The 26,973-nt window shown below is 52.4% G+C and carries 22 protein-coding genes, 1 tRNA gene and 1 pseudogene; 19 read left to right on the top strand and 5 right to left on the bottom strand.

What is annotated here, in order from left to right:
• The 3 genes from TPRIMZ1_RS18340 to TPRIMZ1_RS0103200 all read left to right on the top strand — a co-directional run.
• A partial coding sequence (locus TPRIMZ1_RS18340) for an efflux RND transporter periplasmic adaptor subunit (RefSeq protein WP_010254616.1) occupies positions 1 to 769 on the top strand: 769 nt, incomplete at its 5' end.
• Positions 770 to 778: 9 nt separating this feature from the next.
• A complete protein-coding gene (locus TPRIMZ1_RS0103205; protein WP_010254613.1) occupies positions 779 to 3,958 on the top strand; it encodes an efflux RND transporter permease subunit in 3,180 nt (1,059 codons plus the stop codon).
• Entirely contained in the window at positions 3,955 to 4,956 is a 1,002-nt protein-coding gene (locus tag TPRIMZ1_RS0103200; RefSeq protein ID WP_010254611.1) for a Gfo/Idh/MocA family protein, read from the top strand. Before TPRIMZ1_RS0103205 ends, TPRIMZ1_RS0103200 begins: the two co-directional genes overlap by 4 nt.
• On the opposite strand, the gene TPRIMZ1_RS0103195 is transcribed toward TPRIMZ1_RS0103200, so the two are convergent.
• Positions 4,953 to 7,067 carry a methyl-accepting chemotaxis protein gene (locus tag TPRIMZ1_RS0103195; RefSeq protein WP_038077730.1) on the bottom strand — a complete coding sequence of 705 codons (2,115 nt, stop codon included), beginning with the start codon at positions 7,065 to 7,067 and terminating at the stop codon, positions 4,953 to 4,955. The genes TPRIMZ1_RS0103200 and TPRIMZ1_RS0103195 overlap by 4 nt on opposite strands.
• A 111-nt stretch (positions 7,068 to 7,178) precedes the next feature.
• Between TPRIMZ1_RS0103195 and TPRIMZ1_RS0103190 the strand changes: the two genes are divergently transcribed.
• From TPRIMZ1_RS0103190 to yicI, 9 genes are all read left to right on the top strand, one after another.
• Positions 7,179 to 7,251: transfer RNA gene (locus TPRIMZ1_RS0103190), tRNA-Pro, on the top strand.
• A 538-nt stretch (positions 7,252 to 7,789) separates the two neighbouring features.
• Entirely contained in the window at positions 7,790 to 8,014 is a 225-nt protein-coding gene (locus TPRIMZ1_RS0103185; RefSeq protein WP_010254607.1) for a hypothetical protein, read from the top strand.
• A gap of 25 nt (positions 8,015 to 8,039) precedes the next feature.
• A complete protein-coding gene (locus TPRIMZ1_RS0103180) occupies positions 8,040 to 8,225 on the top strand; it encodes a hypothetical protein (RefSeq protein ID WP_010254605.1) in 186 nt (61 codons plus the stop codon).
• A 129-nt stretch (positions 8,226 to 8,354) separates the two neighbouring features.
• Complete coding sequence (locus tag TPRIMZ1_RS0103175) at positions 8,355 to 10,583, top strand: alpha-galactosidase (protein WP_010254602.1); 2,229 nt, start codon at positions 8,355 to 8,357, stop codon at positions 10,581 to 10,583.
• Between the two features lie 84 nt (positions 10,584 to 10,667).
• The gene (locus tag TPRIMZ1_RS0103170; protein ID WP_010254599.1) at positions 10,668 to 11,537 is read left to right on the top strand and encodes a carbohydrate ABC transporter permease; all 870 of its coding nucleotides are present in this window, start codon (positions 10,668 to 10,670) and stop codon (positions 11,535 to 11,537) included.
• 16 nt (positions 11,538 to 11,553) lie between these two features.
• The gene (locus TPRIMZ1_RS0103165) at positions 11,554 to 12,393 is read left to right on the top strand and encodes a carbohydrate ABC transporter permease (RefSeq protein ID WP_010254597.1); all 840 of its coding nucleotides are present in this window, start codon (positions 11,554 to 11,556) and stop codon (positions 12,391 to 12,393) included.
• Between the two features lie 54 nt (positions 12,394 to 12,447).
• A complete protein-coding gene (locus TPRIMZ1_RS0103160) occupies positions 12,448 to 13,695 on the top strand; it encodes an ABC transporter substrate-binding protein (RefSeq protein ID WP_010254595.1) in 1,248 nt (415 codons plus the stop codon).
• A gap of 66 nt (positions 13,696 to 13,761) precedes the next feature.
• On the top strand, positions 13,762 to 14,754 hold the full coding sequence (locus TPRIMZ1_RS18335; RefSeq protein ID WP_010254592.1) for an aldo/keto reductase: 993 nt from the start codon (positions 13,762 to 13,764) through the stop codon (positions 14,752 to 14,754).
• A gap of 15 nt (positions 14,755 to 14,769) precedes the next feature.
• Positions 14,770 to 16,854: an alpha-xylosidase gene (gene yicI / locus TPRIMZ1_RS0103150; protein ID WP_010254590.1), complete on the top strand. Its 2,085-nt coding sequence runs from the start codon at positions 14,770 to 14,772 to the stop codon at positions 16,852 to 16,854.
• Positions 16,855 to 16,886: 32 nt separating this feature from the next.
• Here yicI and TPRIMZ1_RS0103145 read toward each other — a convergent pair whose 3' ends face one another.
• Positions 16,887 to 17,597 carry a late competence development ComFB family protein gene (locus TPRIMZ1_RS0103145; RefSeq protein WP_010254587.1) on the bottom strand — a complete coding sequence of 237 codons (711 nt, stop codon included), beginning with the start codon at positions 17,595 to 17,597 and terminating at the stop codon, positions 16,887 to 16,889.
• A gap of 15 nt (positions 17,598 to 17,612) precedes the next feature.
• Entirely contained in the window at positions 17,613 to 18,893 is a 1,281-nt protein-coding gene (locus tag TPRIMZ1_RS0103140; RefSeq protein WP_010254585.1) for an HD domain-containing protein, read from the bottom strand.
• A 134-nt stretch (positions 18,894 to 19,027) separates the two neighbouring features.
• Between TPRIMZ1_RS0103140 and TPRIMZ1_RS0103135 the strand changes: the two genes are divergently transcribed.
• Together TPRIMZ1_RS0103135 and TPRIMZ1_RS0103130 are read left to right on the top strand one after the other, a co-directional pair.
• Positions 19,028 to 19,600 (top strand): hypothetical protein, encoded by a 573-nt coding sequence (locus TPRIMZ1_RS0103135; protein WP_198429891.1) that lies wholly within the window; start codon positions 19,028 to 19,030, stop codon positions 19,598 to 19,600.
• Positions 19,601 to 19,609: 9 nt separating this feature from the next.
• Positions 19,610 to 20,842 (top strand): PilZ domain-containing protein, encoded by a 1,233-nt coding sequence (locus tag TPRIMZ1_RS0103130; protein ID WP_010254581.1) that lies wholly within the window; start codon positions 19,610 to 19,612, stop codon positions 20,840 to 20,842.
• Between the two features lie 19 nt (positions 20,843 to 20,861).
• On the opposite strand, the gene TPRIMZ1_RS0103125 is transcribed toward TPRIMZ1_RS0103130, so the two are convergent.
• Positions 20,862 to 21,425, bottom strand: coding sequence for an ATP-binding protein (locus TPRIMZ1_RS0103125; protein WP_010254579.1), 564 nt, complete (start codon positions 21,423 to 21,425; stop codon positions 20,862 to 20,864).
• Positions 21,426 to 21,430: 5 nt separating this feature from the next.
• A pseudogene (locus tag TPRIMZ1_RS18330) lies at positions 21,431 to 21,770 on the bottom strand (anti-sigma factor antagonist).
• 179 nt (positions 21,771 to 21,949) lie between these two features.
• Between TPRIMZ1_RS18330 and hprK the strand changes: the two are divergent.
• The 5 genes from hprK to lexA are packed head-to-tail and all read left to right on the top strand — an operon-like array spanning position 21,950 to position 26,968.
• Positions 21,950 to 22,939, top strand: a complete 990-nt coding sequence (hprK, locus tag TPRIMZ1_RS0103115) for an HPr(Ser) kinase/phosphatase (protein WP_010254577.1) — start codon at positions 21,950 to 21,952, stop codon at positions 22,937 to 22,939.
• Between the two features lie 16 nt (positions 22,940 to 22,955).
• On the top strand, positions 22,956 to 23,222 hold the full coding sequence (locus TPRIMZ1_RS0103110) for an HPr family phosphocarrier protein (RefSeq protein ID WP_010254576.1): 267 nt from the start codon (positions 22,956 to 22,958) through the stop codon (positions 23,220 to 23,222).
• Positions 23,223 to 23,241: 19 nt separating this feature from the next.
• The gene (locus TPRIMZ1_RS0103105) at positions 23,242 to 24,972 is read left to right on the top strand and encodes an ATP-binding protein (RefSeq protein ID WP_232616729.1); all 1,731 of its coding nucleotides are present in this window, start codon (positions 23,242 to 23,244) and stop codon (positions 24,970 to 24,972) included.
• A complete protein-coding gene (locus TPRIMZ1_RS0103100; RefSeq protein ID WP_010254574.1) occupies positions 24,969 to 26,360 on the top strand; it encodes a sigma-54-dependent transcriptional regulator in 1,392 nt (463 codons plus the stop codon). The genes TPRIMZ1_RS0103105 and TPRIMZ1_RS0103100 overlap by 4 nt, the downstream gene beginning before the upstream one ends.
• On the top strand, positions 26,357 to 26,968 hold the full coding sequence (lexA, locus tag TPRIMZ1_RS0103095) for a transcriptional repressor LexA (protein WP_010254572.1): 612 nt from the start codon (positions 26,357 to 26,359) through the stop codon (positions 26,966 to 26,968). The genes TPRIMZ1_RS0103100 and lexA overlap by 4 nt, the downstream gene beginning before the upstream one ends.
• The last annotated feature ends 5 nt before the right edge of the window (positions 26,969 to 26,973 follow it).

Below are 26,973 nucleotides of genomic sequence, written 5' to 3'. Positions count from 1 at the left end.
AACACCGGTAGTGTTGGGTACTATAGAAAACAGCGTGGTGATCAACGGTGATGTCATCGCCCGGACCCAAGTTTCCCTTTTCCCCGCCATGGCAGGGAAGATCACCGAGATGCGGCTCCAGGTGGGGGACCGGGTATCCCAGGGGCAAACCGTAGCCATGGTGGACCCCTCGCGGCCCGGGGAAGTGTATTCCCGCAGCCCCGTTACCAGCACTATCAGCGGGACGGTACTCCAGGCCCCGGTAAGCCCCGGTGATACGGTTACCACCGGGACTGCCATATACGTGGTGGGGAACCTCGACAGTCTTATTGTGGAAACCTTTGTGCCCGAGCGCTTCTCCACTGCGGTACAGATGAACCTTGGCGCACAGATTAGCTTCGAGGCCATGCCCGGGGAACGCTTTGATGCGGCGGTCAGCGAGATAAGCCCCGTACTTGACCCCGCAAGCCGGACCCTGCGGATACGCCTCCGGTTTCAGGGCACGGTTGATCCGCGGATCCGGGCGGGGATGTTTGCCACCGTCAGCCTGGTTACCAACTCCCGCACCAACGTTCCGGTAATTAACCGGGGCTCGGTGATAAACACCTATGGGTCCTGGATAGTGTTTGTGGTGAACCAAAACAATATCGCCGAAAGACGGGTCATAAGCCTGGGCCTTGAGAACGAGGAATTTGTGGAAGTTACCGATGGGCTTGAGACCGGGGAACGGGTGGTAAGCGCGGGGCAGAATTTTCTCTCCGACGGCGACCCGGTCCGGGTTGTGGATTAGGGGGTTAGGATGAACATAGCCGGATACTCGGTCAAACGACCGGTAACGATAGTAATACTGTACGCCCTGGCCCTGGGCATAGCGGCCACCCTGATCCCAAACCTTGCGGTGGACCTCTACCCGTCAACGGCTAGGCCGGTACTTTCAGTCTTCACCCGTTTCCCCGGGGCGGGACCTACGGACGTGGAGCGCAACGTTACGGAGCGGCTGGAACGGGCCCTTACCGCTTCCAGGGGACTTACCAATATCACCTCCAACTCCCAATTTGAGACCAGCTTTATCAACCTGGAATTTGCCTACGGTACGGATATGGACAAGGCCATGACGGACGCACAAACCCTGCTGAACCGGCTGGTCAACTCCCTCCCGGACGGCGTGGAAACCCCCACGGTACGGCGCTTCGACATGAGCGCCATGCCCATCATGCGCCTGGTGGTTCGGGGTAACTACCCCCCGGATCAGCTGCGTATCTTTGCCGAAGACGAAATCCAGGCCAGCATTGAGCGGGTCGACGGGGTTGCCGCTGCGGAGGTTACCGGAGGTACCACCCAGATCGTCAAGGTCGCCGTATCCCTGAACCGGCTGGCGGCTTTCAACCTTACCCTGAGCGATGTCTCAAGCTCCCTCCGCGGGCAGAGCATCCTCTCTTCCGGGGGAAACCTGCGCCGGGGGACCCGGGAATACCAGATTATGACCCAGGAGGAGTTGGTCAGCCTGGATCAGATCAAGCGGCTGGTGGTTAAAACAGTAAACATAAGCGGAGGCGCCGCAGCTGCCGCCAATCGGTCCCAGGTAGTACGCCTGGAGGATATCGCCGATGTGAGCCTGGGTTACAACGATAATGCCGCCCGGGTGTACGTAAACGGCCAGAGCGGGGTCTACATCCAGGTTACCAGCGAAAGCGATAGTAACCAGGTGCAGGTAGCCGACCGGGTACTGGCCGCATTAACGGAGATCAACGCAACCCTGCCCCGGGGCATCACCCTGGAGGTGCTTTCGGATAATACCACCATGATAAGGGCTACCATGAGCCAGGTGTACACTAACGCCCTCCAGGGTGCAGCTCTGGCTATGATGGTACTGTTATTGTTCCTGCGTAACATCAAGGGAACGGTAATCATTGGGCTGTCTATCCCTATTTCCATACTGCTTACCATCATGTTCATGGCAATATTCGGCTTTACCCTGAACCTTCTCACCATGACCGGCCTCATCATGGGCTTAGGTATGACCATGGACGCTTCCATCGTTATTTTGGAAAATGTCCATACCTACCGGGAACGGGGGGCCAAACCGGACATTGCCGCCATCCTGGGAAGCAGGGAAATGCTGCGGGCCATCCTCGCCTCCTCGGCCACCACTATTTGTGTGTTCATCCCCCTAATCATCTATAAGAACGATCTTAAGGAAATGGGCCAGCTCTTCAGCGATCTGATTTTTACGGTGGTGATCTCCCTGATCTGTTCCCTGGTAGTGGCAATTACCCTGGTACCCAGCCTTTGCGGTTCCATCCTTAAGTTAAACACCCGTAAACAAAAGCCCCTGAAAAACCCTCTGCTCAGACGCATTGACGACGGTATGGAAAACTTTTTCAAAGGCATGGAAAATAAATACCGGAACGCCCTGGACTACTGCCTCTCCCACCGCGTCCTGGTCATTACCCTGGTACTCCTGCTCCTGGGTTTCTCCCTGATGCAGTTCAGCGGTATCGGTATGAATATGTACATCCGCACCAGAACTGATGATAACGTCAATCTCAACATTTCCCTGCCCCAGGGTACTGCCATGGATGTGACCGAGGAAACCCTCTTTACCCTGGAGGAATTGATCAAAGAACAGGTCAAGGGTTACCGGAACATCATCCTTACAGCTCGGCGGAGCGGAACGAACCAGGGCAGCATCCAGATTATCCTGCCCGCGCCGGCGCAGCAGATCGACACCCCGGAAACGGTGATCCGCAAACTCACCCCCTACACCAACGCTATTCCCGGCGCCCTGGTCAGTTTCCGCGCCGGGCGCAGCATGGGGAACACCCAGGCGGTAGAAATGGCAATAAGCTCCCGGGACTACAACGCCATCATGGAAACCGCCGGAGAAATCCAGGGAATCATGACCCGCTATCTGCCGGAGATAGAAAACCCCACGGTAAATATTGACGAGGGCGCGCCCCAGCTGCGCGTTGAGGTTGACCGGGACCGGGCGTCGAGCTTCGGCCTGTCCCTTTCGGCCATCGCCTCGGAGATACGCACCGCCATGGACGGCAGCGCGGTTACCACCTTCAGCCAGGGGGACCGGCTCTTGAACATCAGGGTAATGCTCCGGGACGAAGACCGGGTAGGTATGCCCAACCTTGACGCAGTATTTGTGATGAGCCGCAGCGGCTACCGCATCCCCCTCTCCAATGTCGCCTCCATTGTGGAAGGCAGGGCCCCCTCCTCCATACGCCGCGAAAAACAGGAGCGGGTAATCCGGATCACCGGGGATCTGCCCCCGGGAATCGCCGCCACGGACATGCAGAAACGTCTGGAAAGCACGGTAAAACAGTACCTGGTACCCCGGGAAGAAGTCACGGTACGCTACCTTGGCGAGGCCCAGGAAGTCGCCGCCTACTATGGCCGCTTCATCTTTATCATTGCCGCCGCAGTATTCCTGGTCTTCGGCGTTATGGCCAGCCAGTTTGAATCCTTCGTAGATCCTCTGATCATCTTCTTCTCAATACCGCTGTTATTAATTGGGGTAATCTGGATATTCAAGCTCACCGGCGAAGCCATGTCCATGTTCTCCGCCGTGGGCATCGTCGCCCTGGTGGGGGTAGTGGTAAACAACGGCATCGTGCTGGTGGACAGTATCAACACCCTCCGCGCCCGGGGCAGGACGGTCCGCGAAGCCTGCCTTGAAGCAGGCCGCAACCGCCTACGCCCCATCCTCATGACCAGCCTCACCACCATCCTGGGTATGCTCCCCATCGCCCTCTTCCCCGGCGCCGGCGCGGATACCATCCAGCCCATAGCCAAAACCTTTGTGGGCGGCCTCACCGTACAATCCGTCATGACCATCTTCGTAACCCCGGTGATGTATTCGCTCCTGAACAGCCGCCACGACAAGAAGCGGGTAAAGAAAGCTACGGAACTGAAGCTCGTGCGGAATGAAGAAATAGAAGCGCCGGTTCTGGCAGGCGGGGCAAAGTGAGGAGGGAACAAATCCCCGTTGCCATCATCGGTTTAGGCCGCATCGCCAGCCTCCTTGAGGACGATGCTTTACGCGAAAAACCCTGCACCCACGCCGGGGCTGCTGCGGCAAACCCCGCCTGCACCATCGCTGCGGGCTGCGACACCGACGAAGACCGGCGCCGCCTCTTTGCCGAACGCTGGGGATGCCCGGTCTACGCCGATGCCGATGTCATGCTGGAAAAGCATAAACCAGGGATAGTCCACATTGCTACCCACCCGGACAGTCATTACCATTACTGCGCGCTTGCCGCCCGTCACGGGGTTCCGGTGGTGGTCTGCGAAAAGCCCCTGGCGGATACGCTGGGTTCAGCCCGGAGAATAGCGGCGCTGCACCGCAAGAGCCCCACACGAATAGTAACCAACCACGAACGGCGCTACTCCGCAGATTACATCAAAGCCAAGGCCATCCTGGATGAAGAACGGCTCGGCCCCCTGCTCAGCGTACGGACCGTACTTTATATGGGTAAGACCCGGCGTCTCCTGGACGTGTTCTGGCACGACGGCACCCATCTGGCGGACGCCGCCATGTTCCTCACCGGCGCAGTCCTGCATCACCATAGCCGCCGCGGGGCAAGGCTCAACAGCCGGAAAGGTACCGCCTGGCTTGATGGGTATCTGGAAAGGGAGGCGGAACGAATACCCTTTCTCATGGAAGTCGGCGCAGAACGGGATCACCTGGTGTTCGAGCTGGAATTTTCCTGCGCCCATGGACGGCTGCGTATCGGGAACGGTATCTTCGAAGTCTGGGAGAGCGCCGAAAGCCCCTACGCCGAAGGGTTCCGCTCCCTAAAAAAGGCCGATGACGCCTTCGAAGGAAAGACGGGGTATTTTGCCAATATGATTGAAGACGCCGTTGCCTGTTACCGCGATCCTACCCGGCAGCCCCGGTCCGGCGCTGCCGACGGGCTTCGGGTGATTGAGTACCTTAACGCAGTAAAAGTGTGGGGCCGGAGCTAGGACACCTTAAACTTGGACACTTCCCCGCCCAGGGCATCGATGTTGGTTTTATTCACCCCGCTTATCTCGTTAACCCGGACAACAGCAACGTTGATCTGATCCGCCCCTTTGGCCATTTCTTCCATACCGTTGGCCATCTCCGCAGCGATCCCTTCCAGATCCTTGCTCTGCCGCATCACTCCCTGACCTTCGGCGGTCATTTCTTCGGAACCCTGTTTTACCATGGCGGTAAGCTCATTCAGGCGGGTTACGGCTTCCAAAATATGCCGGCTGCCGGTCTCCTGTTCTTCCATGGCTGCCCGTATGCCCGCCTCCTGATTAGATACGGTCTGTACTTCCTCTTCAATCACCTCAAAGCGTTTGATGACCACATCGGTGGATTGGGTAATCGAGTCAATGGAAGTCTTAATTTTTTTAAGCACCGCACTGATAGTCTTTGACTGCTCTGCGGATGACTCCGCCAGTTTCCGTATCTCATCGGCAACCACCGCGAAGCCCTTGCCCGCTTCCCCCGCGTGGGCCGCTTCGATGGCGGCATTCATGGACAGCAGGTTGGTCTGACTGGCAATGTTCTCCATCACCGCATTAATCTCCAGGAGCCCCGCGGATTCCCGGGCAATTTCCTGAATATCCTCGGACACCTTCTGCAGATCGCTTCTGCCCACATCCGCCGCCGTCGCAAGGTTGTTCACATTATCGGTGTTCTTAACCAGGGTTTGCGCCACCGAGCGGACATTCGCCAGCATCTCCTCAATAGCCGAGGAGGATTGGGACACGCTGTCGGACTGGGCCAGAATATGGGTATTGAGCTCGCCAATACTGGTCATGATCCGTTCCATCCCGCCCCTGGTTTCGCTTACCACCGAGGACTGGCTCACCGCGCGGCCTTCCATACTCTGAATATTCGCGGTAATTTCGTTGATCGCCGCCGCAGTCTCCACCATATTGGATGCCAGATCCGTCCCCGTATCGGTTAAGGAGTCGGACTTATTCCTGATTACCGTGAGCAGCTCCTTTATTTTCCCAAAGGTCATGTTAAAGAATCCCGCCAATTCCCCGAATTCATCTCCGCGTTTAATCGTAAGCTGCCGGGTTAGATCCCAATCAGCAGAAATTTGTTTTAACACTTCCATGATATGGTTGAGGGGCTTAAGGGCGCCCGCGATAAAGAAATTAAATATGACAAATATGAGCAGAACCACCACCAACATGGCGGCAAAAACCAAGGTCATTGTGGAGTTGAGATACATATCCGGCGTAATCGGTATAAAAGCGGTAATATACCAGTTGAGCAGGGGAATCCTACCCAGGGCGATCACCTCCTTCCCCAGGTTAATGGTACTAATATCGGTGCCCCGCAGTTTACCCAGGGCATCAAGGATTTGCACCCCCTCAGATTTCAGGTGAGAGCCAAGTTGTACCTTATCGATAACCAGACTGCTGTCACGGGCGCCGGTAATTTCCAAGCCATCGTTAAAGAGGTAAAGGTTTACCCCCGGGGCAAGGTCCGCATAGATTGAATTGATGAAGTCCCCTATTTCGATACCCGTCCCTGCTATGCCAATAGGTTTCCCCTGGGAGCGAACCGTCGCGTTGACCCAGAGGACGCTCTTTTGCAGGGCCTTCTCATAATCAACAAAGAATTCATAGTCGGTGGGCATATTCAGGGTCGGCATATACCATGCCGCATAGGGATCATCGGGGTTCAGCACGTACTCGGCGGTATCGCCCCCAAGGTAGTACTTTTTATCCGTATCGTTAATCCAGAAGATATTACCGCTCTCAAAGGCCCGACGGTACCCCGCAAGCTCTTCAAAGGCCAAGGCCTCCAACACCGGGTCATAGGGGTCAAGAAAAAACCGGGTTATCAAGGGAGAATCCGTCAATTTAAGGGCAATGGCCAACTCATTATCAATCGATGCCTCAAGACCGAGCCGCTTGGTTTCCAGGAGCCGGGTCAGTTCCTGGTTCACATTTGATCGGATACTCTGCCGCATTGCCAGATAGAATGCCCCGGTCCCACCCACCGCAATAAGCAGAAAAAGCCCAATGGAAAATATGAGAAACCGCCGTTTTATGGTTATTTTTCGAAAATTTGTTTTTTCTTTCATAATATCTATAAAATAGCTCATCAACAGCCTAAAATCAAGGAAACCGCCTGAATATCGTTTGAAACTACGGAATTGACCACCACCCCCCATTTCCCGTATAGTAATGCTTTACGGAGGGTTGGCTAGTGGTTAAGCCGCCAGTTTTGGGAACTGGCTGTCGGGGGTTCGAATCCCCCCTCTCCGAATAATAAATCTTCAACCAATAAAGTGGGGATTCGAACCGGAGTCCCCGCCGACCGGAGGGAGGAAAAGGCGCCATGGATGGCGCCGTCAGGGGACGTAGGCGGTCGTAAGGAGCGGACAGGATGTCCGCGACTGGAGACCGAATCCCCCCTCTCCGAAAAAGTTATTCTTCAGCAAATACCGTGGGGATTCGAAGCGGAACTCCCGCCTCATTAGATGCCGCGTAAGCGGCTTCGAGAGGGAGGAAAAGGCGCCATGGATGGCGCCGACAGGGGACGTAGGCGGGGTTCCGTCGCAAACAGGATGTTTGCGACGGAACCCCGAATCCCCATTCCCGGAACCACCATCGTGGGGTAGTTGTCAAACCCTGCCGTAATGCCCCCCTCCCAATCCCCCGTTCTATCGCTCTTACCCTCACATTTTAAGCTCCTTCCGAAGAAACCCCTAGCAAAGAACGGATTTTGACTACCCTTATATTGAGAAACAATGTATCCTATGGCATTATATGGAAAATTGAACACCCAAAAAGGAGGCTAACCATGCCTGAACCAGCCAAAAGAGATCCCAAAGCCCCAAGATTCCTTCAAATCACCATAAAGGACAGTGAAGGCAAAGAATGGACCACAACCATAGCCCAGCCCAAGGACTTTTCCTCCGGATCCGTCGGCTTCTATGGCTCCGACAAGGTGACCAACCCGGAAAGCGGGGAACGGTATCAATGCGGGCTGACCTTTACCCTGATTGGATCCAAGCCGGGAAAATAAGCCGCGAACTGGTGGAGAAGAAGGGATGACCGATAAAGAAAAACACGATTTGATTGCAGCATCAAAAAAACTGAAGGCTGTTGGATTGTCTCATGTAATCACAATAACGGATCAAAAGGATAAAGAGAAATTAGTTAATGATGTATTTCTTAAGGCATTGCTTTTTGGAGGAGAATCAAGTGGAGTAACATCGGAGGAGGGGGGAGAATAGGATACCGATTACGAATTTGTTTTCCAAGAGAATGCAAGCTGAACTGAGTGAAGTGCCCGATGTATATCAATATAAAGATTTCTCTAATAGCTTGGGAGTAAAAGTAGTTCATGGGCAACAGGAGAGGGTATGTCTATTTCATTTGATTATGCGGCGAATCAGTTTCATCTGACTAACGGCAGTTTTAGTTATATTATCAAGATTTTGGAAAACGGCTCTATTGGCCAGGTCTATACCGGCGCGGCGCTGGGGGCAGGCAGGGCATATCCTTTGCTTGATCCTATTCCCTTTGCGGGTTTTTCCAACCGGGATGATCGGGCTGCTGTCCGCTTTGAATATCCCGCCTATGGAAACGGAGACTTTCGCCGGCCCGCCTTTGCGGTTCGCTTTGCGGATGGGTCATCCGTGGTTGAACCCCGCTATGAAGCCCACCGGATATATGCGGGGAAGGCGGAAACGCCGGGACTGCCTGCAACCTACACGGAAAAGGATGACGAGGCGGAGACCCTGGAACTGGACTTGCGGGATGCGGCTTCGGGATTGCGGATCATTTTGTTCTATACGATATTTGCGCAGTATAATTGTCTGGCCCGGCATGTTCGTTTTATTAACGAAGGGAGCGGGAAAATCGTCCTGACACATGCCATGAGCCTTTCCCTGGATTTGCCGGACAGCCGCTGGAACCTTATCACCCTGACCGGATCATGGGCCCGGGAATTTGAGACGGGGGATGCCCCGCTGCGGACCGGGTTCCAGGGCATACAGAGCAGCCGGGGAGTTTCCGGCGCACAGACAAACCCCGCACTAATACTGCGGCGGCCCGCAGCCACGGAACGTGAAGGGGAAGTCCTGGGGGTCAGCCTCCTCTATTCGGGGAACTTTACGGCGGATGTGGAGGTGGATCAGTGGGGCATTGCCCGGCTGCGGATAGGGATTAACCCCCATACCTTTTCCTGGGAGCTTGCGGGGGGCGCCATGTTTGATACCCCCGAAGCGGTGCTGGCCTGGTCGGGAACCGGGCTGGGAAATTGTTCCCGGCAATACCACGAACTCTACCGGAACCGCCTTGCCCGTGGCGCATGGCGGGATGCGGAACGGCCGGTGCTGCTCAACAACTGGGAAGGGACCTACTTCAACTTTACTGAAGAGAAAATACTGGAAATGGCCGCCGCTGCCCGTGACCTGGGGGCGGAACTTTTCGTCCTGGATGACGGCTGGTTCGGCAAGCGGGATGACGATCATTCCAGCCTGGGGGATTGGGTTCCCCATGCGGGAAAGCTTCCTGGGGGGGTCACAGGGCTGGCAGAAAAAGTGTGCGCCCTGGGGATCAAGTTCGGCCTCTGGATAGAGCCGGAAATGGTAAGCCCCGACAGCGATTTGTTCCGCGCCCATCCGGACTGGGCGGTCCATGTGCCCGCCCGCCCGCGGACGGAGTCCCGGTATCAATACGCGTTGGATATGGGCAGGCCCGAAATAATTGAGTATCTGTTTAACGTTCTTTCGGGGGTTATTAAAAGCGCGCCGGTTTCCTATGTCAAATGGGATATGAACCGGTATATCACCGAACCGTACAGTATTACTTTGCCTCCGGAACGGCAGGGGGAATTTTTTCACCGCTATGTATTGGGACTTTACGATCTCTACGCCCGCCTTACCCGCGCCTTCCCGGAAATTCTTTTTGAATCCTGCGCCTCAGGCGGATCCCGTTTCGATCCGGGCCTCCTGGGCTTTGCTCCCCAGGCCTGGCTAAGTGATGACACCGATGCGGTGGAACGTCTCGCTATTCAGGAAGGGGCCAGCCTTATCTATCCCCTTAGTTCCATGGGCGCCCATGTTTCGGCAATCCCCAACCATCAGACCGGGCGCTTGACCCCATTGTCCTTTCGGGCCATGGTGTCCTTCTTCGGCTGCCTTGGTTACGAGCTTGATCCGGCCGCGTTCAGCGGCGAAGAACGGGAGGCGGTAAAAAGACAGATAGCCTTTTACAAAGCCCACCGGAGAACCTTCCAATACGGCCGGTTTTTCAGATTACTCAGTCCCCTGAGCGGCCGCTATGCCTCCTGGATGGTGGTATCGGAGGACAAGGAAGAGGCAATCGTGGGCTTTTACCGGATACTCGCCAACCCCAACCAGCGGCCGTTCCGGCTTAAACTTGCGGGGCTGGAAGGAGACGCGGATTACCGGGTTACGGTTTGGGAGGAGGGGGGCTTTTCCGAAGATGACCGAAATCGTAACTGCGGGGAACGGGGAGGGGACGAACTTATGCAGGCAGGGCTTTTTCTGGAGAGCGCCCATAATAATAGGCCCAAAAAGGGGGATTATTTTGCGGAGCTATTTTTAGTGGAAAAAACGGGATGAAAAAATCCTTGACAGTGAAAAAAAAACGTGTTACAATGTGTACGTACACGCATTTCCATATACCCGGGAGGAATTGGCGCCAAAATGAAAAAACAGAAAGTTGAGTTGTTGGAATCGGTTTTTTATCCCTTACCGGCACTGCTGTTTGTGGGAGTGATGATATACATCCCTTTTGTACTTTCCGGCTATTATTCCTTTACCGAATGGAACGGTATCGCCCGGGCGCCTAAATTTATCGGATTGGCGAATTTCAAAGCGATTTTTACCGGCGGTGCGGATTTTCTGCGGACCTTGCTTTTTACCTTCAAATATACGGTTCTTTTTATGCTGTTTACGAATATAGCGGCCCTTGCATTGGCAATCGCCCTCGTAAAAAAATTCCGCCTTGCAAATACGCTGCGCGGCCTCTTCTTTATTCCGTATATAATGAGCATGACCATAGTCGGTTTTATCTGGCGTTTTATTTTTTCCTCGGGCTTCGACACGCTGCTCGCCAACACGAATCTCGGCATCTTCAGATGGAGTTGGCTTGGAACGCCAAACCTTGCCTTCGTTTCCGTTACCATTGTCGGTGTCTGGCAGTCCCTCGGATTCTATATCGTGCTCTACATTGCCGGCCTTGAGGCAATACCCCAGGACATTATCGAGGCGTCAGTCGTTGACGGCGCTTCGGGCTTTTTACGCCTTCGCTCAGTCATACTGCCGCTGTTGGCCCCGTCAATCTCGACCTGTATGTTTATGTCGTTGACCAATTCACTGAAGGTGTTCGATATCATTCTTGCACTGACACGGGGAGGGCCTGCGGGCAGCACCTATTCGGTCACCCTGGGAATTTACCGCGACGCATTCCAAAACAACCGCTACGGTTTGGGGTCAGCGGAAAGCCTTGTATTTTTTATTATTGTATTGATTTTGACACAGGTGGTGATGCGCGTGTTTAAATCGGAAAATTAGGGAATAGGGGGATACGATGACATTGAAACAAAAACAAAAAGCATCGACAGCTGTCTTAGCAGCGGTGGTTACCGTCATCGCAATTATGTATATCTATCCGGTTTTTTTGATGCTGATAAACTCGCTAAAACCCTTCGGGGAAGTGGTGTCAAGCGCCATTTCGCTGCCGAAGGTGTGGGCGCCGGAAAACTACGCCTTCGTCATCACCAAGATGAGCTACATAAAACTGTTTTTCAATACGGTATTCATCACGGTAGTAGGTATCGTTGGCATCGTGTTTTTTTCTTCCCTTGCCGCCTACGTTTTACAACGGCGGAAAAACAAGTTCACCGCGTTCGCCTACCTGTTTATCATCATTCCCATGCTGATTCCGTTTCAGACGATTATGATTACCCTGCTCAAAACGATGACGACCCTGGGGCTTGCCGGCAATAAGCTGGGGCTCGGAATTCAGTACTGGGGTTTTGGTATTCCCATGGCGGCGTTTATCTATTTTAATTTTATGTCAACAATTCCGCGGGAACTCGACGAAAGTTCGTACATGGACGGGGCGGGGACATTCCGCACCTATGCCAGCATTATTTTCCCGCTGCTCCAATCGGTAACGGCAACGGTGATTGTGCTTGATGTAATGTGGATTTGGAATGATTTTCTGCTGCCCCTGTTAATGGTAAACCGGAGCAATGAGACAAAGACACTGGTACTGGCGGCATACACCTTTGTAGGGCAATTCAACACACAGTGGCACTACGCGATGACCGCAATGGTGCTTACGGTGCTGCCATCGATAATTTTCTTTATCGCGTTTCAACGAAATATTATCGCAGGGGTTGTTGCGGGTGCGGTAAAAGGGTGAGTATTTTTACGGGTTTATACCCGTTAAGATAACTATTTTTTTGGAGGAATATTTATGAAGAAGTGTTTACTGGTGTTGGCGTTGGGGATTGCCCTGACAGGCGCGGTGTTTGCCGGGGGCGGCAAAGAAGGGGCTTCGGGAACCGAACTGTATGTGTTCATTTCCCAGCCCGAATATGCCGATTCGATTCGTGCGTTGATTACCGAGTACAAAAAGGTTGTGCCGGACGTGACGATCAACTACGAAACGACCCAGGCGGATTACCCGGCGTTGCTCAAGACGAAACTCAATTCCGGCGATTTGCCCGATATTTTTACCAGCACCGCCGGTGCGGAAATTGACCTGTATACGGAATACAGCCTCAACCTCGCCGACCAGCCTATCGCCAAAGCGATGATTCCGGCGGTAGCCGACGGCTTTAAGTCGATGGACACCGGCGCGGGGCCCTACGGGTTTGCTATCAAGGGTAATTTCTTTGGTATCCTCTATAATAAGGATATTTTTGCGAAGGCGGGGATAGCAGAATTTCCGCAGACCCTCGACGCATTGGAAGCCGCCTGTGAAAAAATTGCCGCCCTGGGCATTAAGCCCTTTACATCCGGCTTCGGTGAATGGTGGGTTTGGAAACATGCCGCGATGAACTTTTTCGGTACCGCTACCAATGACCCGATAGCCCTTACCAAGAAATTTGAAAACGGGCAGGCGAAGGTTTCCGATTATCCCCGGTTGTACAACGATTTCTTCCGTTTTGTTGATCTTGTCAAAAAATATGGGGATGACAAACTGCTTGAGACAACCCTTGACCGCGAAGTTGCCGCTTTTGGCAATGGGCAGGCCGCGATGACCGTTGGGCAGGGCGCCTGGATAGAGGAAGATGTGCTCAAAATCAATCCTAACCTGAAAATCGGTTTTGATGGGTACCCTATTTCAAATAATCCGGCGGACTGCAAGGTAGTGACCGGCGCCGACCAGGCAATGCGGGTGAGCAACAAATCGAAGCATCAAAAAGAATTGCTTGACTTCGTTAACTGGTGGTATACTTCAGATTATGGAAAGGGCTGGTTCGCCAATGTAGCGAAGGTTGTCCCGCCGATTAGCGCCGGTGTCGTCCCGAACCTTGAGGTGCCCAAACAGGGCGCGGCCCATGTGGCCCAGGAAGGCAGCGCGCCGCTGTCCATCATCTATTCGACGGACGCCTTTCACCAGGTTTTCGGTGAGCTGATGCAAGCCTATGTCGGCGGCAGCGCGACAAAAGACCAAACCTGCGCGGCTATTGAGCGGCAGTGGATAAGTATTCACTAAGCGGTAAAATTTCAGGAAGCGCTTAGTTATAATTGCGTATAAATAAGCGCTTCTTCATTTTTTTATATGAAGTACATCACACTGGGTAATACAAATTTAAACGTATCACGGCTCTGCATTGGGACGGCCCAGTTGGGGGCGCAGCTTGCTGAGGCAGACGGGAAGCTGCAGCTTGACCTGTTTTTTGAGCGCGGCGGTAATTTTATTGATACCGCCCATGTATACAGCGATTGGGTTCCCGGCGAAAAATCCCGCAGTGAACGTATAATCGGTGCATGGATGAAAGAAAAGAAAAACAGAGAAGCGCTTATCCTTTCGACAAAGGGAGCGCATCCTGAGTTCTGCGGCGCAGGGCTCGGTGATCCGCGTCTGGGCAATAGGGAGATCGAAAACGACCTCAATGGGAGCCTCGAAAAACTGCAAACAGAATATATTGACCTGTATTTTTTACACCGGGATGACACAAAACGTCCTGTGGAAGAAATCATCGACTTTCTTGACCTGCAAATAAAAAAAGGGAAGATCCGTTTTTACGGCTGTTCCAACTGGACCCTGTCCAGAATAAAGGAAGCCGCCGCCTATGCCGCGAAAAAGGGCAGCAGCGGCTTCGTGTGTAATCAGCTGATGTGGAGCCTTGCCGACATTCAATGGGATAAGATACCCGACAAAACCACGGTCTGCATGGACGCCGGCGCCTACGCGTATCACAAAGAAACCGGGCTGGGCGCGATGGCTTTCACCTCCTTTGCAAACGGATATTTTACCCGGCTCGAAAAAAACGCCGGCCTTTTGTCCGGTACAGCCGCGGTATACGATTGCCCCGAAAACCGGCGTATATACGAGACCCTCATCGGTGTGTCCCGCTCCACCGGAATGACCATCACCGATTTGAGTTACGCCTATTTTGACATGCAGCCATTTCCGGCTGTCCCGATAGCGTCCTTTAGGAACGATGGGCAGCTTCTTGATGCCCTTCACTATTTTGAATCCCCCCGGCAGTGTCCGGCGGAACCCTTACAGAAAATCGAACAAATGAAAAGATATTGTATTAAATATTAAGTAAGGAAGGTTAGTATGAAATTTACGAATGGGTACTGGTTACTTAAGGAAGGCATTGAGGCGCATTATGCGGCTACGGCTATTGATGCTGAAAAACAGGACGGCGCACTTGTTATCCACGCGCCTGATAAAGCAATACGGGAGCGCTTTGATGTGCTCAACCGCCCGGAGCTTACGGTGCGGTACTCTTCCCCGGCAAAAAACGTGATACGGGTGCGCATCACCCATTTTGGCGGACACCTTGACAGTGGGCCGCATTTCGAACTTTCCGATGACGGCTCCTTCAAAGGCGAAGTTAGCGTTGCGGAGAACGAGGCGGTGTTTGCTTCCGGCGATTTGGAGGCGCGTATTAAGCTGGGAGACATTTGGGATGTCCGTTTTTCCGCAAAGGCAGCGGGCGCCGAACGGAAGCCGCTCACCAAATGCGAAACCAAGTCAACCGGTTACATCGTGAGCCATCGCGGGGCGCAGTATGCCGAAGACCCGTTTCTCGAATTTTTTGAAGGCGACCAGCGTCCCTATTCGGGAACCTATATAAAAGAGGAACTTTCCCTGGGCGTAGGCGAGTATATCTACGGCTTAGGCGAGCGTTTCGGGCCGTTTATTAAAAACGGTCAGGCTATTGATATTTGGAATGCCGACGGTGGTACGGCAAGCGACCAGGCCTACATAAATATTCCGTTTTATCTGACAAACGCCGGTTACGGTATCTTTGTCAACAATACCGGCAAAGTGCAGTTTGAGGTGGCAAGCGAAAAAACTTCGCGGGTACAGTTCAGTGTTGCAGGGGAGAACCTCGAATACTTTGTCATTTACGGGCCTTCGCCAAAACAAATCCTCGAACGTTACACCGCGCTGACCGGCAGGCCGCCGCTTCTCGACGAGTCAACCTACGGGCTGTGGCTGTCGACCAGCTTTACCACAAACTACGATGAGGCAACGGTGATGAGCTTTATTGACGGTATGGCAAACCGCGGCATCCCCCTATCCGTATTCCATTTTGACTGTTTTTGGATGAAGGGCTTCCACTGGACGGATTTTTGTTGGGATGACGCCACCTTCCCCGACCCCGCCGGAATGATTAAACGCATCAAAGCAAAGGGACTAAAGATTTCCCTGTGGATAAATTCCTATGTGGGCCAGCGTTCCCGGCTTTTTGCCGAGGGGCGCGATAAGGGATACTTTCTCAAGAAAAAAGACGGTTCCGTTTATCAGACCGACCTCTGGCAGGCAGGGCTGGCAATCGTCGACTTTACCAATCCGGCGGCCTGTGCCTGGTACACAGAAAAACTCGGCGAAGTCCTCGACCTCGGCATTGACTACATCAAAACTGATTTTGGTGAGCGCATCCCGCTTGATGCGGTATACCACTCAGGTGCAGACCCCATCGCCATGCACAACTACTATACCTACCTGTACGGGAAGACGGTGTTCACGTACCTGGAAAAAAAGAAGGGCGTTGGTAAGGTTTGCCTCTTTGCCCGCTCCGCTACGGTGGGCTCGCAAAAGTTTCCGCTGCACTGGGGCGGCGACTGCGAATCGACCTTCGAGGCGATGGCAGAAACACTGCGGGGCGGACTTTCCCTGGGGCTTTCCGGTTTCGGGTTTTGGAGCCACGACATCGGCGGCTTTGAGGGCACCCCCGATGCGGCACTCTTCAAACGCTGGCTTGCCTTCGGGCTGCTTTCATCCCACAGCCGCCTGCATGGCAGCAACTCGTACCGCGTCCCCTGGAATGTCGATGAGGAATCGGCCGTGGTTTGCAAGTTTTTCGCCGAGTTGAAACAAACGCTGGTACCCTACCTGCTTGAAGCGCAAAAGGAGACCCACGCAAAAGGTATCCCCATGATGCGGGCGATGCTGCTTGAGTTCCCCGACGACCCCGTGTGCCCCTTCCTTGACCGGCAGTATATGCTCGGGCCGGACATCCTCGTGGCGCCGGTATTCAGCGCCGACAATGAGGTGGAGTATTACCTGCCCCCCGGTACGTGGACGCACCTGATTGACAAGGACGCCAATGGCCAGCCCCGGGTTGAAACCGGCGGCAAGTGGCTGCGTGAAAGCTATGGCTTTTTTAGCTTACCGGTGTGGCGGAGATAAACGGGGTATATGAAAAATCCGTCTTTAAAACCCTAATCTTCGTCCCCGCCCGGGGGGAACAAATACAGATCCGGCAGCTTGAGGGTCCGGTCCATGGAGAAGGATTCGGCGTTACCCAATTCACTGATCACCGGGATTTCAAAAAAGTGGGTCAGGGTTTCAAAGCCCGGCACTTCGATTTTTACGGAATATTCAAATTGCTCACGGCTTCCCTCTTCTTTGGCAGGGATGGATTCAGGCCAGAAGGTAAAGGTACCCTGGGTATTCAACACCAGCTTACAGGGGTTCTGCCAGTTCCGATTCTTCATCTCCACCAGCTTCCCATCCCGCCACAGCTCCACGCCTACGTCCGCCAGGGGAGAGAAATTAGCGCCGTCAAAGGCCCGGCCAATAATGGTGGGGATATTGAAAACCGGCCCTTTCTTAACTTCCTTGACCTGCCCGCTGGTGTGGTCCGAGTTAGGGCGCTGGTTATGGCTGACCCGCTTGATGGCTTCAAATACCAGGGAAACGGCGTCCGCTTCCAGCTGCTGCCGGCTAATGGTTTCCTGTTCAATACGGGCGGCGCCCCGGTTTGAGATAATGTAGTGGGGAGGAACACGGTTCAGGACAAAACAAGCCGCATCAATGCGGCACTGATCGCAGAGACAAAGCTTTTCGGGGTTGCCCTGTTTCTCGATAGAAGTGCAAATTTCACCTATCACCGAAAAAACAACATCCTCGGTGGTATTATGTATCTCCATTACGAACCTCCACGTCTATATTAAATTTAACCATTTTTTGTGTATGTGCAATATCCCTTCGAGCTCCGGATTCGATTTTACCCTATTTTCATGCTCAGGATCCACAAAAATTCTAATAATTCGTAAAGATTTTACCAGACTGTCCACTACCCCGGGCTTAAACACGCTGGAACTTTCGGAAAAATAACAGCCCTCATCGGCAACGTAGAGGCCGGTTTCAAAAGAAATCGGCTCCGGTACATCAATGATTATCGCCCCCGGTTCCAAAGTTTCCCCAGGCAATGAAAGTTCCGCCCCCAGGGCTTCTTCGTACCCGGATCGCCGACTTATATCCAGAAGATTTCCGTGCAAGCCCTCATCAAAGGGAAATTCCGCCACAGCCGTGTAAAACCGGCCGGCTCTAACCTTTTCCGCCAGATGAAAGAGGGGGTGGGAACCATGAGCCAGGAGGGCAAAAAGCCCCGGGTCATCCAGGCCGTAAAGATCCTCGGGCTTTAAAACCCCATCCTCCAGACCTCCCATAAGGGCCTTCTTAATCATCCCCGTGGCGGAACGTACCATGGGGTGCCAATAAACCGCCCGATACATCAGGTATTTTGAAAAAAGAATGGACTCCACACTGGGAATCCCCTTACCATCGATGACTGCCCCCTTTTCGGCATGGGGATACAGGCGGCTCAGGATAAAATCCACGTCCTGGGCGCCGTAGGGGACGCCGCAGTACCGGGCGTCCCGGTTCAGGTAGTCCAGCTTGTCCGGATCCAAAGCCCCGGACAGGAGTTTCCGATAAAAAACCGGTTCCTTTTCGCTGCCCGCAGGAAGACCGGTATCCACAATGGCGGCAGTAAGGGCGGGATCGCCCCCGGCTTTGGCCACCAGGGTCTTTATCGGTTCCCGGAGTATGATTTCGGCGGTAAGCGCCTCGTGGCGGGCCAGGGGCAGTTCCTTGAGGGAATGGGTATAGGGAAAATGGCCCAAATCGTGGAGCAGGGCGGCGCAAAGAAAGGAAACCGCCCCTACCGGTGTAAGCCAGGCGTCGGCGCCGCGCTCCGCCAAATTCAAGAGGAGCCGACGGGCCAGGTGATACACCCCGATGGAATGGACCGCCCGGGTATGGGTCGCCCCGGGGTAGACCGCGTAGGCAGGACCAAGCTGGAAAATACGATAGAGCCGCATAAAGGGCTCCGATTTAGTCAACGCCGCCAGTTCCGGGGTAAGGTAAATATGCCCCCAAAGCACATCCCGTATGGGCTCCGTGTATCCACTCTGAAGCACGGCATAAACATCCTTTCCCATAAAGGCATAATAGCCTTCCGGTATGATCCCTGTCCATCCCTGAATCCCTGGGATGGAATCATCCCTTTGATCTTTTGTATTGAACAGAGTATCTTATAGGTATGGTTAGGGCGCTGGGGATCCCAAAAATAGTATTGGCAAGTTTACTGATTAATTTTTATGCGATATCATTGTTAGCACAGGATTATACCGGAGAGCTTACAGAAGAAACGTCGCAAGCAGCGTTGGAGGAACCGATCTTTAACCGCGGTACCATCCCCGAAGCCTTGCGGCAGCCCCAGCGGGGGGACGAGTCTCCCCGGTACCCCCGGGATGCGGTTATCGGGGAGCTGGGCCGGGGCTTGGCGCCCGAAGAAGCCTACCGGTATGCCCGGAACCTGCTGGAAGGGGTATTATCGGGGAACCGGGAATCGGCCCGCCTTGCCGGGATAGCCCAATCCCTGCTTGAGGAATTGTTTACCAGCCTTGAGCCCATGAATCCGCAAAAATACCGGCTGGGAGGGGGTAGGGAGGAAGCGGACGGTTCCACATCCTTCCTTTTCCGGTTTATCGGCCGGGATATGAGCCTGGCCGGGGAATTATATCTGCAGTCTGCGGATGATAAATGGCAGCTTGAGGATATACTTGTAGAAGAAGCGAGAGCTTTATCCGAAGGGGGAATGAATACCTATAAGTTTGATTTTTCCCCCTATGAACGATTTTTTTAAGGTTGAGACATGGCAACACCGATTAAGCGGATTGAGAAGGATTTTTTCCTTAAGGTACTCTACGACGATCAGCTTCCCATTATTTTTTTACGTAACCGTACCGAATACGTATTACGGGTGGAACAGCCCACCAAAGACGAAATTCACCTCCAGGCGGATCGCCCCATACCGGGGCTAAAACCCCGGAGAAAAATGAACCTGATGTTTGAGTACCTCGAAAAGATCATCACCTTTTCCCTGGAAATTGAGACACTGAGGGATGACCATATCACCGCGAAGGTTCCGGAATTGATGTATAAAAACCTGGGCCGTTCCCACTCCCGGGTGATAACCCCGCCGGATTTGCAGATACTGTTTACCTTTCGGGGGGATCGGTATTCTCTTTCCTTCCCCAAGATAACCGATTACGAGTCCGAAGAAATTACCGAGTTTATGAACCATCTGGATCCCCAGAATCTCAACGGGCTTATCGGGCAGTTAGCGGAGTGGATAAAAAATTTTGCCAGCGGGTATAAGTTGATTATCTTTAAGGATGTAAAACCCGTCACCGCGGAGGAGAAGATCCTGGCAGAGACCGGCAAGACCATTTTTCTGCCCTCCACCCTGGGGGCCCTGCCCGAAACGGACCCGCATCCTAAAAAAAGGCTCGTAACCGCGGATATGCTCAAACGGTATCTGGAAAGTACCGGTGTAGGAAAGAACTATCTTGATGATGCCGCATCCCGGTTTATCCGCTCAAAATTCGACAACGGGATCGTTTCGGATGTCTGGGTTCCCATCCTCTTCCAGGAATACGTGATTGGCTATATCCACCTCTGGGTCAACATGGAAGGCCGTCCATCCCTGAACTACGACATCATAGACACCCTCTATCAATTTGCCCGGGTCCTTGCTTTTTCTCTGAAAGTAAACGGCTATTTTGATTCTGAAAAGCTAAAAAACGAACCCTTTATGGGCAATGTCATCGACATCAGCGCCTCGGGGCTGCTTTTTGCCTACCCAAACTCGGAATTAGCCACATCGCTAACCCTGGACTCCGAACTTTCGGTGAAATTAAGCGCCCCTAAGCGAACCGTTAACGCCACTGCCCAGATAGTCCGCCGGTACAACGATAAAACCACCAACTACTTTGGCTGCCGGTTCCTGGATATAGCTCCGGAGGATATACGCTTTCTCTTTGAATTTATCTACGGCAGACCCTTTACCGATGCGGACGCCTACTTTCTCACCGGGCATGTCTAATTAATTAAAAATGGGCTGTTTACCAGGGCTTGATATCCGAGAGAACTTCTTCGGTGGAGCTGCTTTTGCTATTAAAAAACTTCTTCATCCCCACGGCGTTTCGTTTTTCATTGAACACAAACCCGCCATTCCAGTATTCCAATGCGGCGAATAGGGCATTCCCCCCATCGTAGTTGTCGCTATCAGCGCCCCGAAAGGAAACGTATTTCCCCAGATCGTCAAAATTCTGCTCGCCTATGTACTGCAGCCTTTTACGGTTAAAGGCGTTCCACTTTTCCAGATCCTTAAAACCTTCCCCCTCATCCTCCACGATCAGATGGGCGGTTTCTGCGGTAAGTGAGTACCATATCTTTACTTTTTTATCGATATTGTTCTTATTGCCGTGTTTTATCGCATTTTTGATGATTTCGGATATCTGCTGTTCCAGAAGGTTGAATTCCCGTATCTCCGAGGGGGCAGACCTGACCAGCCACATAGTATAAAGGCGGATCTGACTAAAATCGGAGGAAAATTCCTTGTACTCCATATTAGATTTGTCAAACAGAGGCGAAAAATTGTCAATTTTGATTTCCAATCCGCCCATTTTAGTCAGGCCCCAACTTTCTTCATCGCTTCGTCCAGAGTAGCGGTAATGGGAAAATACCCCATCAGTTTGGTAAGTTCAATGACCTTTTTTACCGATCCGTGGATATTTGTTATGGCAAGCTTAAGGTTTAACTTTTTGACTGTGGAGGAGATGTAAATAAGAGCGCCAATACCGCTGGAATCAATATATTCAACTTCATCAAGATTGATGATGAACCGCTCTATCTTTTTTTCAAGCATCTTCATCAGAAGTTCTTTGAGTTTATATGAGTTATAGAGATCCAACTCTCCCTGGACATCTATGAATATATATTTCCTGATTCTTCCGTATCCTCAACTCCATACGATTTCCACAAATAATCCTTTCCATAAAAAGTTGATCCGATTTGATTAAAAACAACAAACTCGTATGAAATAGTTTACTATGGGGATCGGGGATTGTCAATAAGTTAAATGTATAAGTTAAATGTATCCCGATGCGTCTGTCTTGTCATATTCCTACCCTTGTTCTATGATATTCTTATGGCGGAGAAGCAGTTTACCGTTTTGGATCTTATCGATATAGATCTGAAGGAGCATAATTCCCTCAATTTACACTGCATAGGGGGCCGTAAAGGGCTTTCCCGGGAGATCGTCAGCCCGGATCTCAACCGTCCCGGCTTGGCCATTTCCGGTTTTTACGATCTTTTTGCCAATTACCGGATCCAGTTATTTGGCCGGGGAGAGAGGGCCTATCTGGGTAAACTGGCGGATGAGGGAAATGACGAACCCATCAAACAGATGTTCACCTACCTCATCCCCTGCTGTATCTTTACCCATAGCATCACCCCTACCAAAGCCTTTTTTGAAGCCGCCGAGGCGGCGGAATGTCCCCTGCTTCAGACCGACCTGGAAACTACGGAATTTTCATCCCGGATTATGCGGATCCTCTCCAATATCTTCGCCCCCCGTCAAAGTGTCCATGGGGTGTTGGTGGAGGTCTACGGCCTGGGGATCCTCATCCTTGGGGATTCAGGGGTAGGGAAAAGTGAGACCGCCCTGGAATTGATAGAACGGGGGCACCGGCTGGTGGCGGATGATGTGGTGGAGATCCTCTGCGTCAATGGGAATATCCTCATCGGCGCCGGGGCGAATAAGATCATCGGCCATCATATGGAGATCCGGGGTTTGGGGATTATTAATATCACCCATCTTTTTGGGGTCCGGGCCATCCGGGATCAGAAGCGGATACAGTTGGTGGTCAAATTAGAGGAGTGGGACTCTAAAAAAATGTACGATCGCCTGGGAATGGAGGAAGATTTCTCTGAATTCCTGGGGGTTTCTATCCCAAAACTGGAAATCCCCGTAAAACCGGGCCGGAATATCCCTATTATTATTGAAACTGCCGCTATGAACGAGCGGCTCAAAAAGATGGGGTATAATTCGGCCCAAGAATTCAATCAAAATATTCTTAAATGGATAGAAAGTGACGCTGCCCGTTCGGTTTACTTTGGGCAGGATGATATTATTTAAAAGTGAGCGCATATAAATGGTAGAACAAATTGTAACAATTCAAAACAGGGCCGGAATCCATGCCCGTCCTTCGGCAATGCTGGTACAGACTGCGAAGGATTTCAAATCCAATATTTATTTGGAGAAGGGAAACGACCGCATAAATGGAAAGTCTATCATGGGTATCCTGACCCTGGGAGCTTCCTATGGGACCGAAATAAAGGTTATCGTCGAAGGGGAAGACGAACAGCTAGCCCTGGAAGCTATGGTTAATCTGTTTAACAAGAAATTCGAAGAAGAATAGGGGGATTTGCCCCGTGAAAATGGTCCGGACTCATCCACGATACTCTATTATCAATGTCCGGGGTATGCTTTTACTCTATGTCCTTCTCAGTATCCTTACGGTACTCTTTTCCCACTCCTTTTTTATTACCACCCTCCAGGACGGCAGCCTTCCCGGGATACTAAACCGCATCGTGTTTTTTACGGTCCCGGTGGTCCTCATGGTCTTTATGGCCTTTTCGCTTATACGCCTCTTGCGGGATATTATACTCCGCCGTACGGGGAGTAAATTTCAAGCCCGGCTCATGGCCTACTTTATCATTTCCGTAGTATTGGCAGCGGTACCGGTTACCATCATAACCATCCAATCGGTATATGAACTAGTTCGCTTCTGGCGGTCCATCAATATCAACAGTACCCTCCAGTACGCCCAGAATTTGGCCATGGAAAACTATTCCATGAACCTGGACCGGTTTGAGAAGCTCTCCCTTGAAATAGAGGGTGAACCTTTCCCTTCAGAACTCTCCGAAGGGCTTGGGGCAGTACAAGACTTCCGGCAGAACGATGACGGGAACTGGGTCAGCCTGGGCTTTCAGGGAGATGCCTCCCGGGAACTCCCGTCGCCTCCGACAAATCAACCAGGCTTTGTCTCCCGGGAACTCCCCCGGGATATCGATACGATCCGATATATACAGATCCCCCAACGGGGGGTCTACCGGATTCTCAGCTATAAGCTTGGAGAAGGGTTTGACGCCCTTATAACGGCCATGGAAAATGAGCGATCCCGGTTTGATGTAATCGATTCCCTGGAATTGAATGTCAAACCCCTGGTTATCTACTACTATGGGGTCTTTCTTTTTCCCATTCTGCTGATGACTATCATTATCACCATTTCCTTTTCCCGGCGGATTACCCAGCCCATTGTGGAACTGGCGGAGGCTACAACCCGGGTGGCTGAGGGGGATTTTTCCATCCAAATCATTTCCCGGCCCGGGGATGAGCTGGGGCAGCTCATTAAATCCTTCAACGCCATGGTTCAGAACCTGGAAAAATCCCGTAACGCCCTGCTTAAGGCGGAAAAGATATCGGTTTGGCAGACCATGGCCCAACAACTGGCCCATGAGATAAAAAACCCCCTTACCCCCATCAAGCTTTCGGCGGAGCGGGTCCTGCGGCGCTGGAGGAACGAACCGGAACGGGTGGGGGAAATCCTGGAGAGCTCCATGCTGGCTATCATCCAGGAGGTGGAGAGCCTTTCCACCATGCTTACCGAATTCAGGACCCTGTCCCGGCCTACGGAACTTTCCCGGACCTGGACCATGATACGGGATCTGATTGAGGAATCCATCGGCCTTTACCGCGGAGGCTATCCGGAAGTCCAGTTCGATATCAGCCATGTGGGAGCGGCTATTTCAGTAAAGATGGAAAAGCGTTACCTTTCCCAGATCCTGACCAATCTGATAATTAACGGAATCGACGCTATGGACGGCAGGGGACGCATTGAGATACGGACCGACCTTGTAAAAAAACGGGAGAGCCGTTATTGTAGATTAAGCATTAAAGATACCGGGAAAGGTATTTCGGCGGAAGAGGGCGCCGAGATATTTACACCCTATTTTACTACCAAAGAATCCGGTACTGGTTTGGGGCTTCCTATTGTGGAGCGGATCGTGAACGATCACGGAGGGACTATTTGGTTTAATTCGGCTATAGGCGTGGGTACCACCTTTTTTATCGATCTCCCTATTGACGAAAACCAGGATAACCAATGACAAAAATTCTAATCATCGACGATGAACCGGGTATCAGGAAAACCCTGGCTTCCATATTGGAGGATGAACATTACCAGGTCTTTACCGCCGAAGACGCCCTCCGCGGTCTGGATATCCTGGCGGCAGAATCCATTAACCTAATTTTCCTTGATGTGCTGCTTCCCAAAATGGGAGGCCTTGAAGCCCTGGAAAAAATACGGGGGAACTGGCCGAAGCTTGAGGTGGTGATTATCTCCGGGCACGCCAATGTGGATATGGCGGTACGGGCAGTAAAACTTGGGGCCTTTGATTTTCTGGAAAAGCCCCTTTCCCTGGACAAGGTTCTTACGGTATGCCATAACGCCCTGACCATGCAGAAGCTCCGGGAAGAAAACAGGGATCTAAAGATAGGTCTTTTAGGCAATGATGAAATCATCGGTACCAGCGCGGCTATTGTCCAGGTCCGGGAGCTGATCAAACAAGCTGCAGCCAGCGACGCCCGGATATTGATCACCGGGGAAAACGGCAGCGGGAAGGAACTGGTAGCCAGGGCCATACACCGGCTTTCTAATAGAAACGATAAGCCCTTTGTGGAGGTCAACTGCGCCGCCATTCCGGAAAGCCTTATAGAAAGTGAACTCTTCGGTCATGAAAAGGGGGCCTTTACCGACGCCGTTTCCAGCCACAAGGGCCGTTTTGAGCTGGCCCACACGGGTACCCTTTTTCTGGATGAGATTGGGGATATGTCCCTGGCCGCCCAGTCCAAGGTCCTCCGGGTAATTCAGGAACAGAAGCTTGAACGGGTGGGGGGTGAAAAAACCATCGAGACCGATGTACGGATCCTTGCGGCTACCAACAAGGATTTAGAAAAGGAATGCGAGCGGGGCCGGTTCAGGCAGGACCTCTTTTTCAGGCTGAACGTTATCCCCATCTTTATGCCCCCACTGCGGGAGAGACCCGAGGATATACTCCTCCTACTCTACCACTTCCTCAATAAATTGGGGGCGGAAAAGCAGGAGATGGAAGCAACTGCCCGGGATATCCTAATCGCCTATGAATGGCCGGGAAATGTGCGGGAGCTGAAAAACCTGGCGGAACGGATTATGGTGATGTGTGATGGGGAAAAGATCAAGGCCGATGTACTCCGGGACCTGCTCCAGAAAACACCGCGAGAGCCGGTACCAAGAAAAACGGAAAAATTCGAAGAAGGCCCTTTACAAAACCAATTATCACTGGATATATTTAACCTGAATTATACCGAGGCAAAAGAGCTTTTTGAAAAGCGTTATCTGGAATTCCAGCTCGCACAAAACGGTGGTATTATTTCTCATACAGCAGAAGCTATTGGAATTTATCCAAGTAACCTCCATGCGAAGATACGAAAATACGGGTTAAGGACAGAACGATGAAAGAACTTACCCAGCGACAGCGGGATGTGCTGGACTTCATCACAGAGTATATTAAAATTCATGCCTACCCTCCCACCATGCGGGAGATAGGAGAACATTTCGTTATTTCCGTTAAAGGCGCCTACGACCATGTGGAAGCGCTCCGGAAAAAAGGCTTCATCAGACTGGGAGATAAACGTTCCAGGACCATAGAGATTATCAAAACCGAACAGGATCACAGCGTCAATACACTCGTAATTGAGGTACCCCTGCTGGGTACGGTTGCCGCCGGACGGCCCATTCTCTCCGAAGAAAACTGGGAAGGCGCCATTCCCATCCATCATTCCCTGTTGAAAAAAAACGCCCAGTACTTCGCCCTTAAAGTCCGGGGGGATTCTATGATCGGAGCGGGCATTGTGGACGGGGATGTGGCGGTTATCGAAAAACAAGAATCCGCGGAAAACCGGGAAATTGTGGTAGCCCTGGTGGATGAGGCGGTAACTTTAAAACGGTTCTTTAAGGAAAGCAACCGGGTCCGGCTGGAACCGGAAAATGTCAAATACAAGCCCATATTTACCCAGAACGCCCGTATCCTGGGTCGTCTGGCCCATATAATCCGTTCTTACTGAGCTGC

It is taken from the genome of Treponema primitia ZAS-1, assembly GCF_000297095.1.
Classification (GTDB): domain Bacteria; phylum Spirochaetota; class Spirochaetia; order Treponematales; family Breznakiellaceae; genus Termitinema; species Termitinema primitia_A.
Note: the sequence above shows the minus strand (reverse complement) of the source record. Positions and strands in the feature narration are given on the sequence as shown.

Excerpts from the sequence above, each read along its gene's own strand:
- TPRIMZ1_RS0103105 (WP_232616729.1), top strand. The coding sequence starts at position 23,242 with ATGGTCCGGACTCATCCACGATACTCTATTATCAATGTCCGGGGTATG.
- yicI (WP_010254590.1), top strand. The coding sequence starts at position 14,770 with ATGAAATTTACGAATGGGTACTGGTTACTTAAGGAAGGCATTGAGGCG.
- TPRIMZ1_RS0103125 (WP_010254579.1), bottom strand. The coding sequence starts at position 21,425 with ATGGGCGGATTGGAAATCAAAATTGACAATTTTTCGCCTCTGTTTGAC.
- lexA (WP_010254572.1), top strand. The coding sequence starts at position 26,357 with ATGAAAGAACTTACCCAGCGACAGCGGGATGTGCTGGACTTCATCACA.
- hprK (WP_010254577.1), top strand. The coding sequence starts at position 21,950 with ATGGCGGAGAAGCAGTTTACCGTTTTGGATCTTATCGATATAGATCTG.
- TPRIMZ1_RS0103140 (WP_010254585.1), bottom strand. The coding sequence starts at position 18,893 with ATGGGAAAGGATGTTTATGCCGTGCTTCAGAGTGGATACACGGAGCCC.
- TPRIMZ1_RS0103185 (WP_010254607.1), top strand. The coding sequence starts at position 7,790 with ATGCCTGAACCAGCCAAAAGAGATCCCAAAGCCCCAAGATTCCTTCAA.
- TPRIMZ1_RS0103165 (WP_010254597.1), top strand. The coding sequence starts at position 11,554 with ATGACATTGAAACAAAAACAAAAAGCATCGACAGCTGTCTTAGCAGCG.
- TPRIMZ1_RS0103130 (WP_010254581.1), top strand. The coding sequence starts at position 19,610 with ATGGCAACACCGATTAAGCGGATTGAGAAGGATTTTTTCCTTAAGGTA.
- TPRIMZ1_RS0103170 (WP_010254599.1), top strand. The coding sequence starts at position 10,668 with ATGAAAAAACAGAAAGTTGAGTTGTTGGAATCGGTTTTTTATCCCTTA.
- TPRIMZ1_RS0103110 (WP_010254576.1), top strand. The coding sequence starts at position 22,956 with ATGGTAGAACAAATTGTAACAATTCAAAACAGGGCCGGAATCCATGCC.
- TPRIMZ1_RS0103180 (WP_010254605.1), top strand. The coding sequence starts at position 8,040 with ATGACCGATAAAGAAAAACACGATTTGATTGCAGCATCAAAAAAACTG.
- TPRIMZ1_RS18335 (WP_010254592.1), top strand. The coding sequence starts at position 13,762 with ATGAAGTACATCACACTGGGTAATACAAATTTAAACGTATCACGGCTC.
- TPRIMZ1_RS0103205 (WP_010254613.1), top strand. The coding sequence starts at position 779 with ATGAACATAGCCGGATACTCGGTCAAACGACCGGTAACGATAGTAATA.
- TPRIMZ1_RS0103100 (WP_010254574.1), top strand. The coding sequence starts at position 24,969 with ATGACAAAAATTCTAATCATCGACGATGAACCGGGTATCAGGAAAACC.
- TPRIMZ1_RS0103175 (WP_010254602.1), top strand. The coding sequence starts at position 8,355 with ATGTCTATTTCATTTGATTATGCGGCGAATCAGTTTCATCTGACTAAC.
- TPRIMZ1_RS0103195 (WP_038077730.1), bottom strand. The coding sequence starts at position 7,067 with ATGAAAGAAAAAACAAATTTTCGAAAAATAACCATAAAACGGCGGTTT.
- TPRIMZ1_RS0103160 (WP_010254595.1), top strand. The coding sequence starts at position 12,448 with ATGAAGAAGTGTTTACTGGTGTTGGCGTTGGGGATTGCCCTGACAGGC.
- TPRIMZ1_RS0103145 (WP_010254587.1), bottom strand. The coding sequence starts at position 17,597 with ATGGAGATACATAATACCACCGAGGATGTTGTTTTTTCGGTGATAGGT.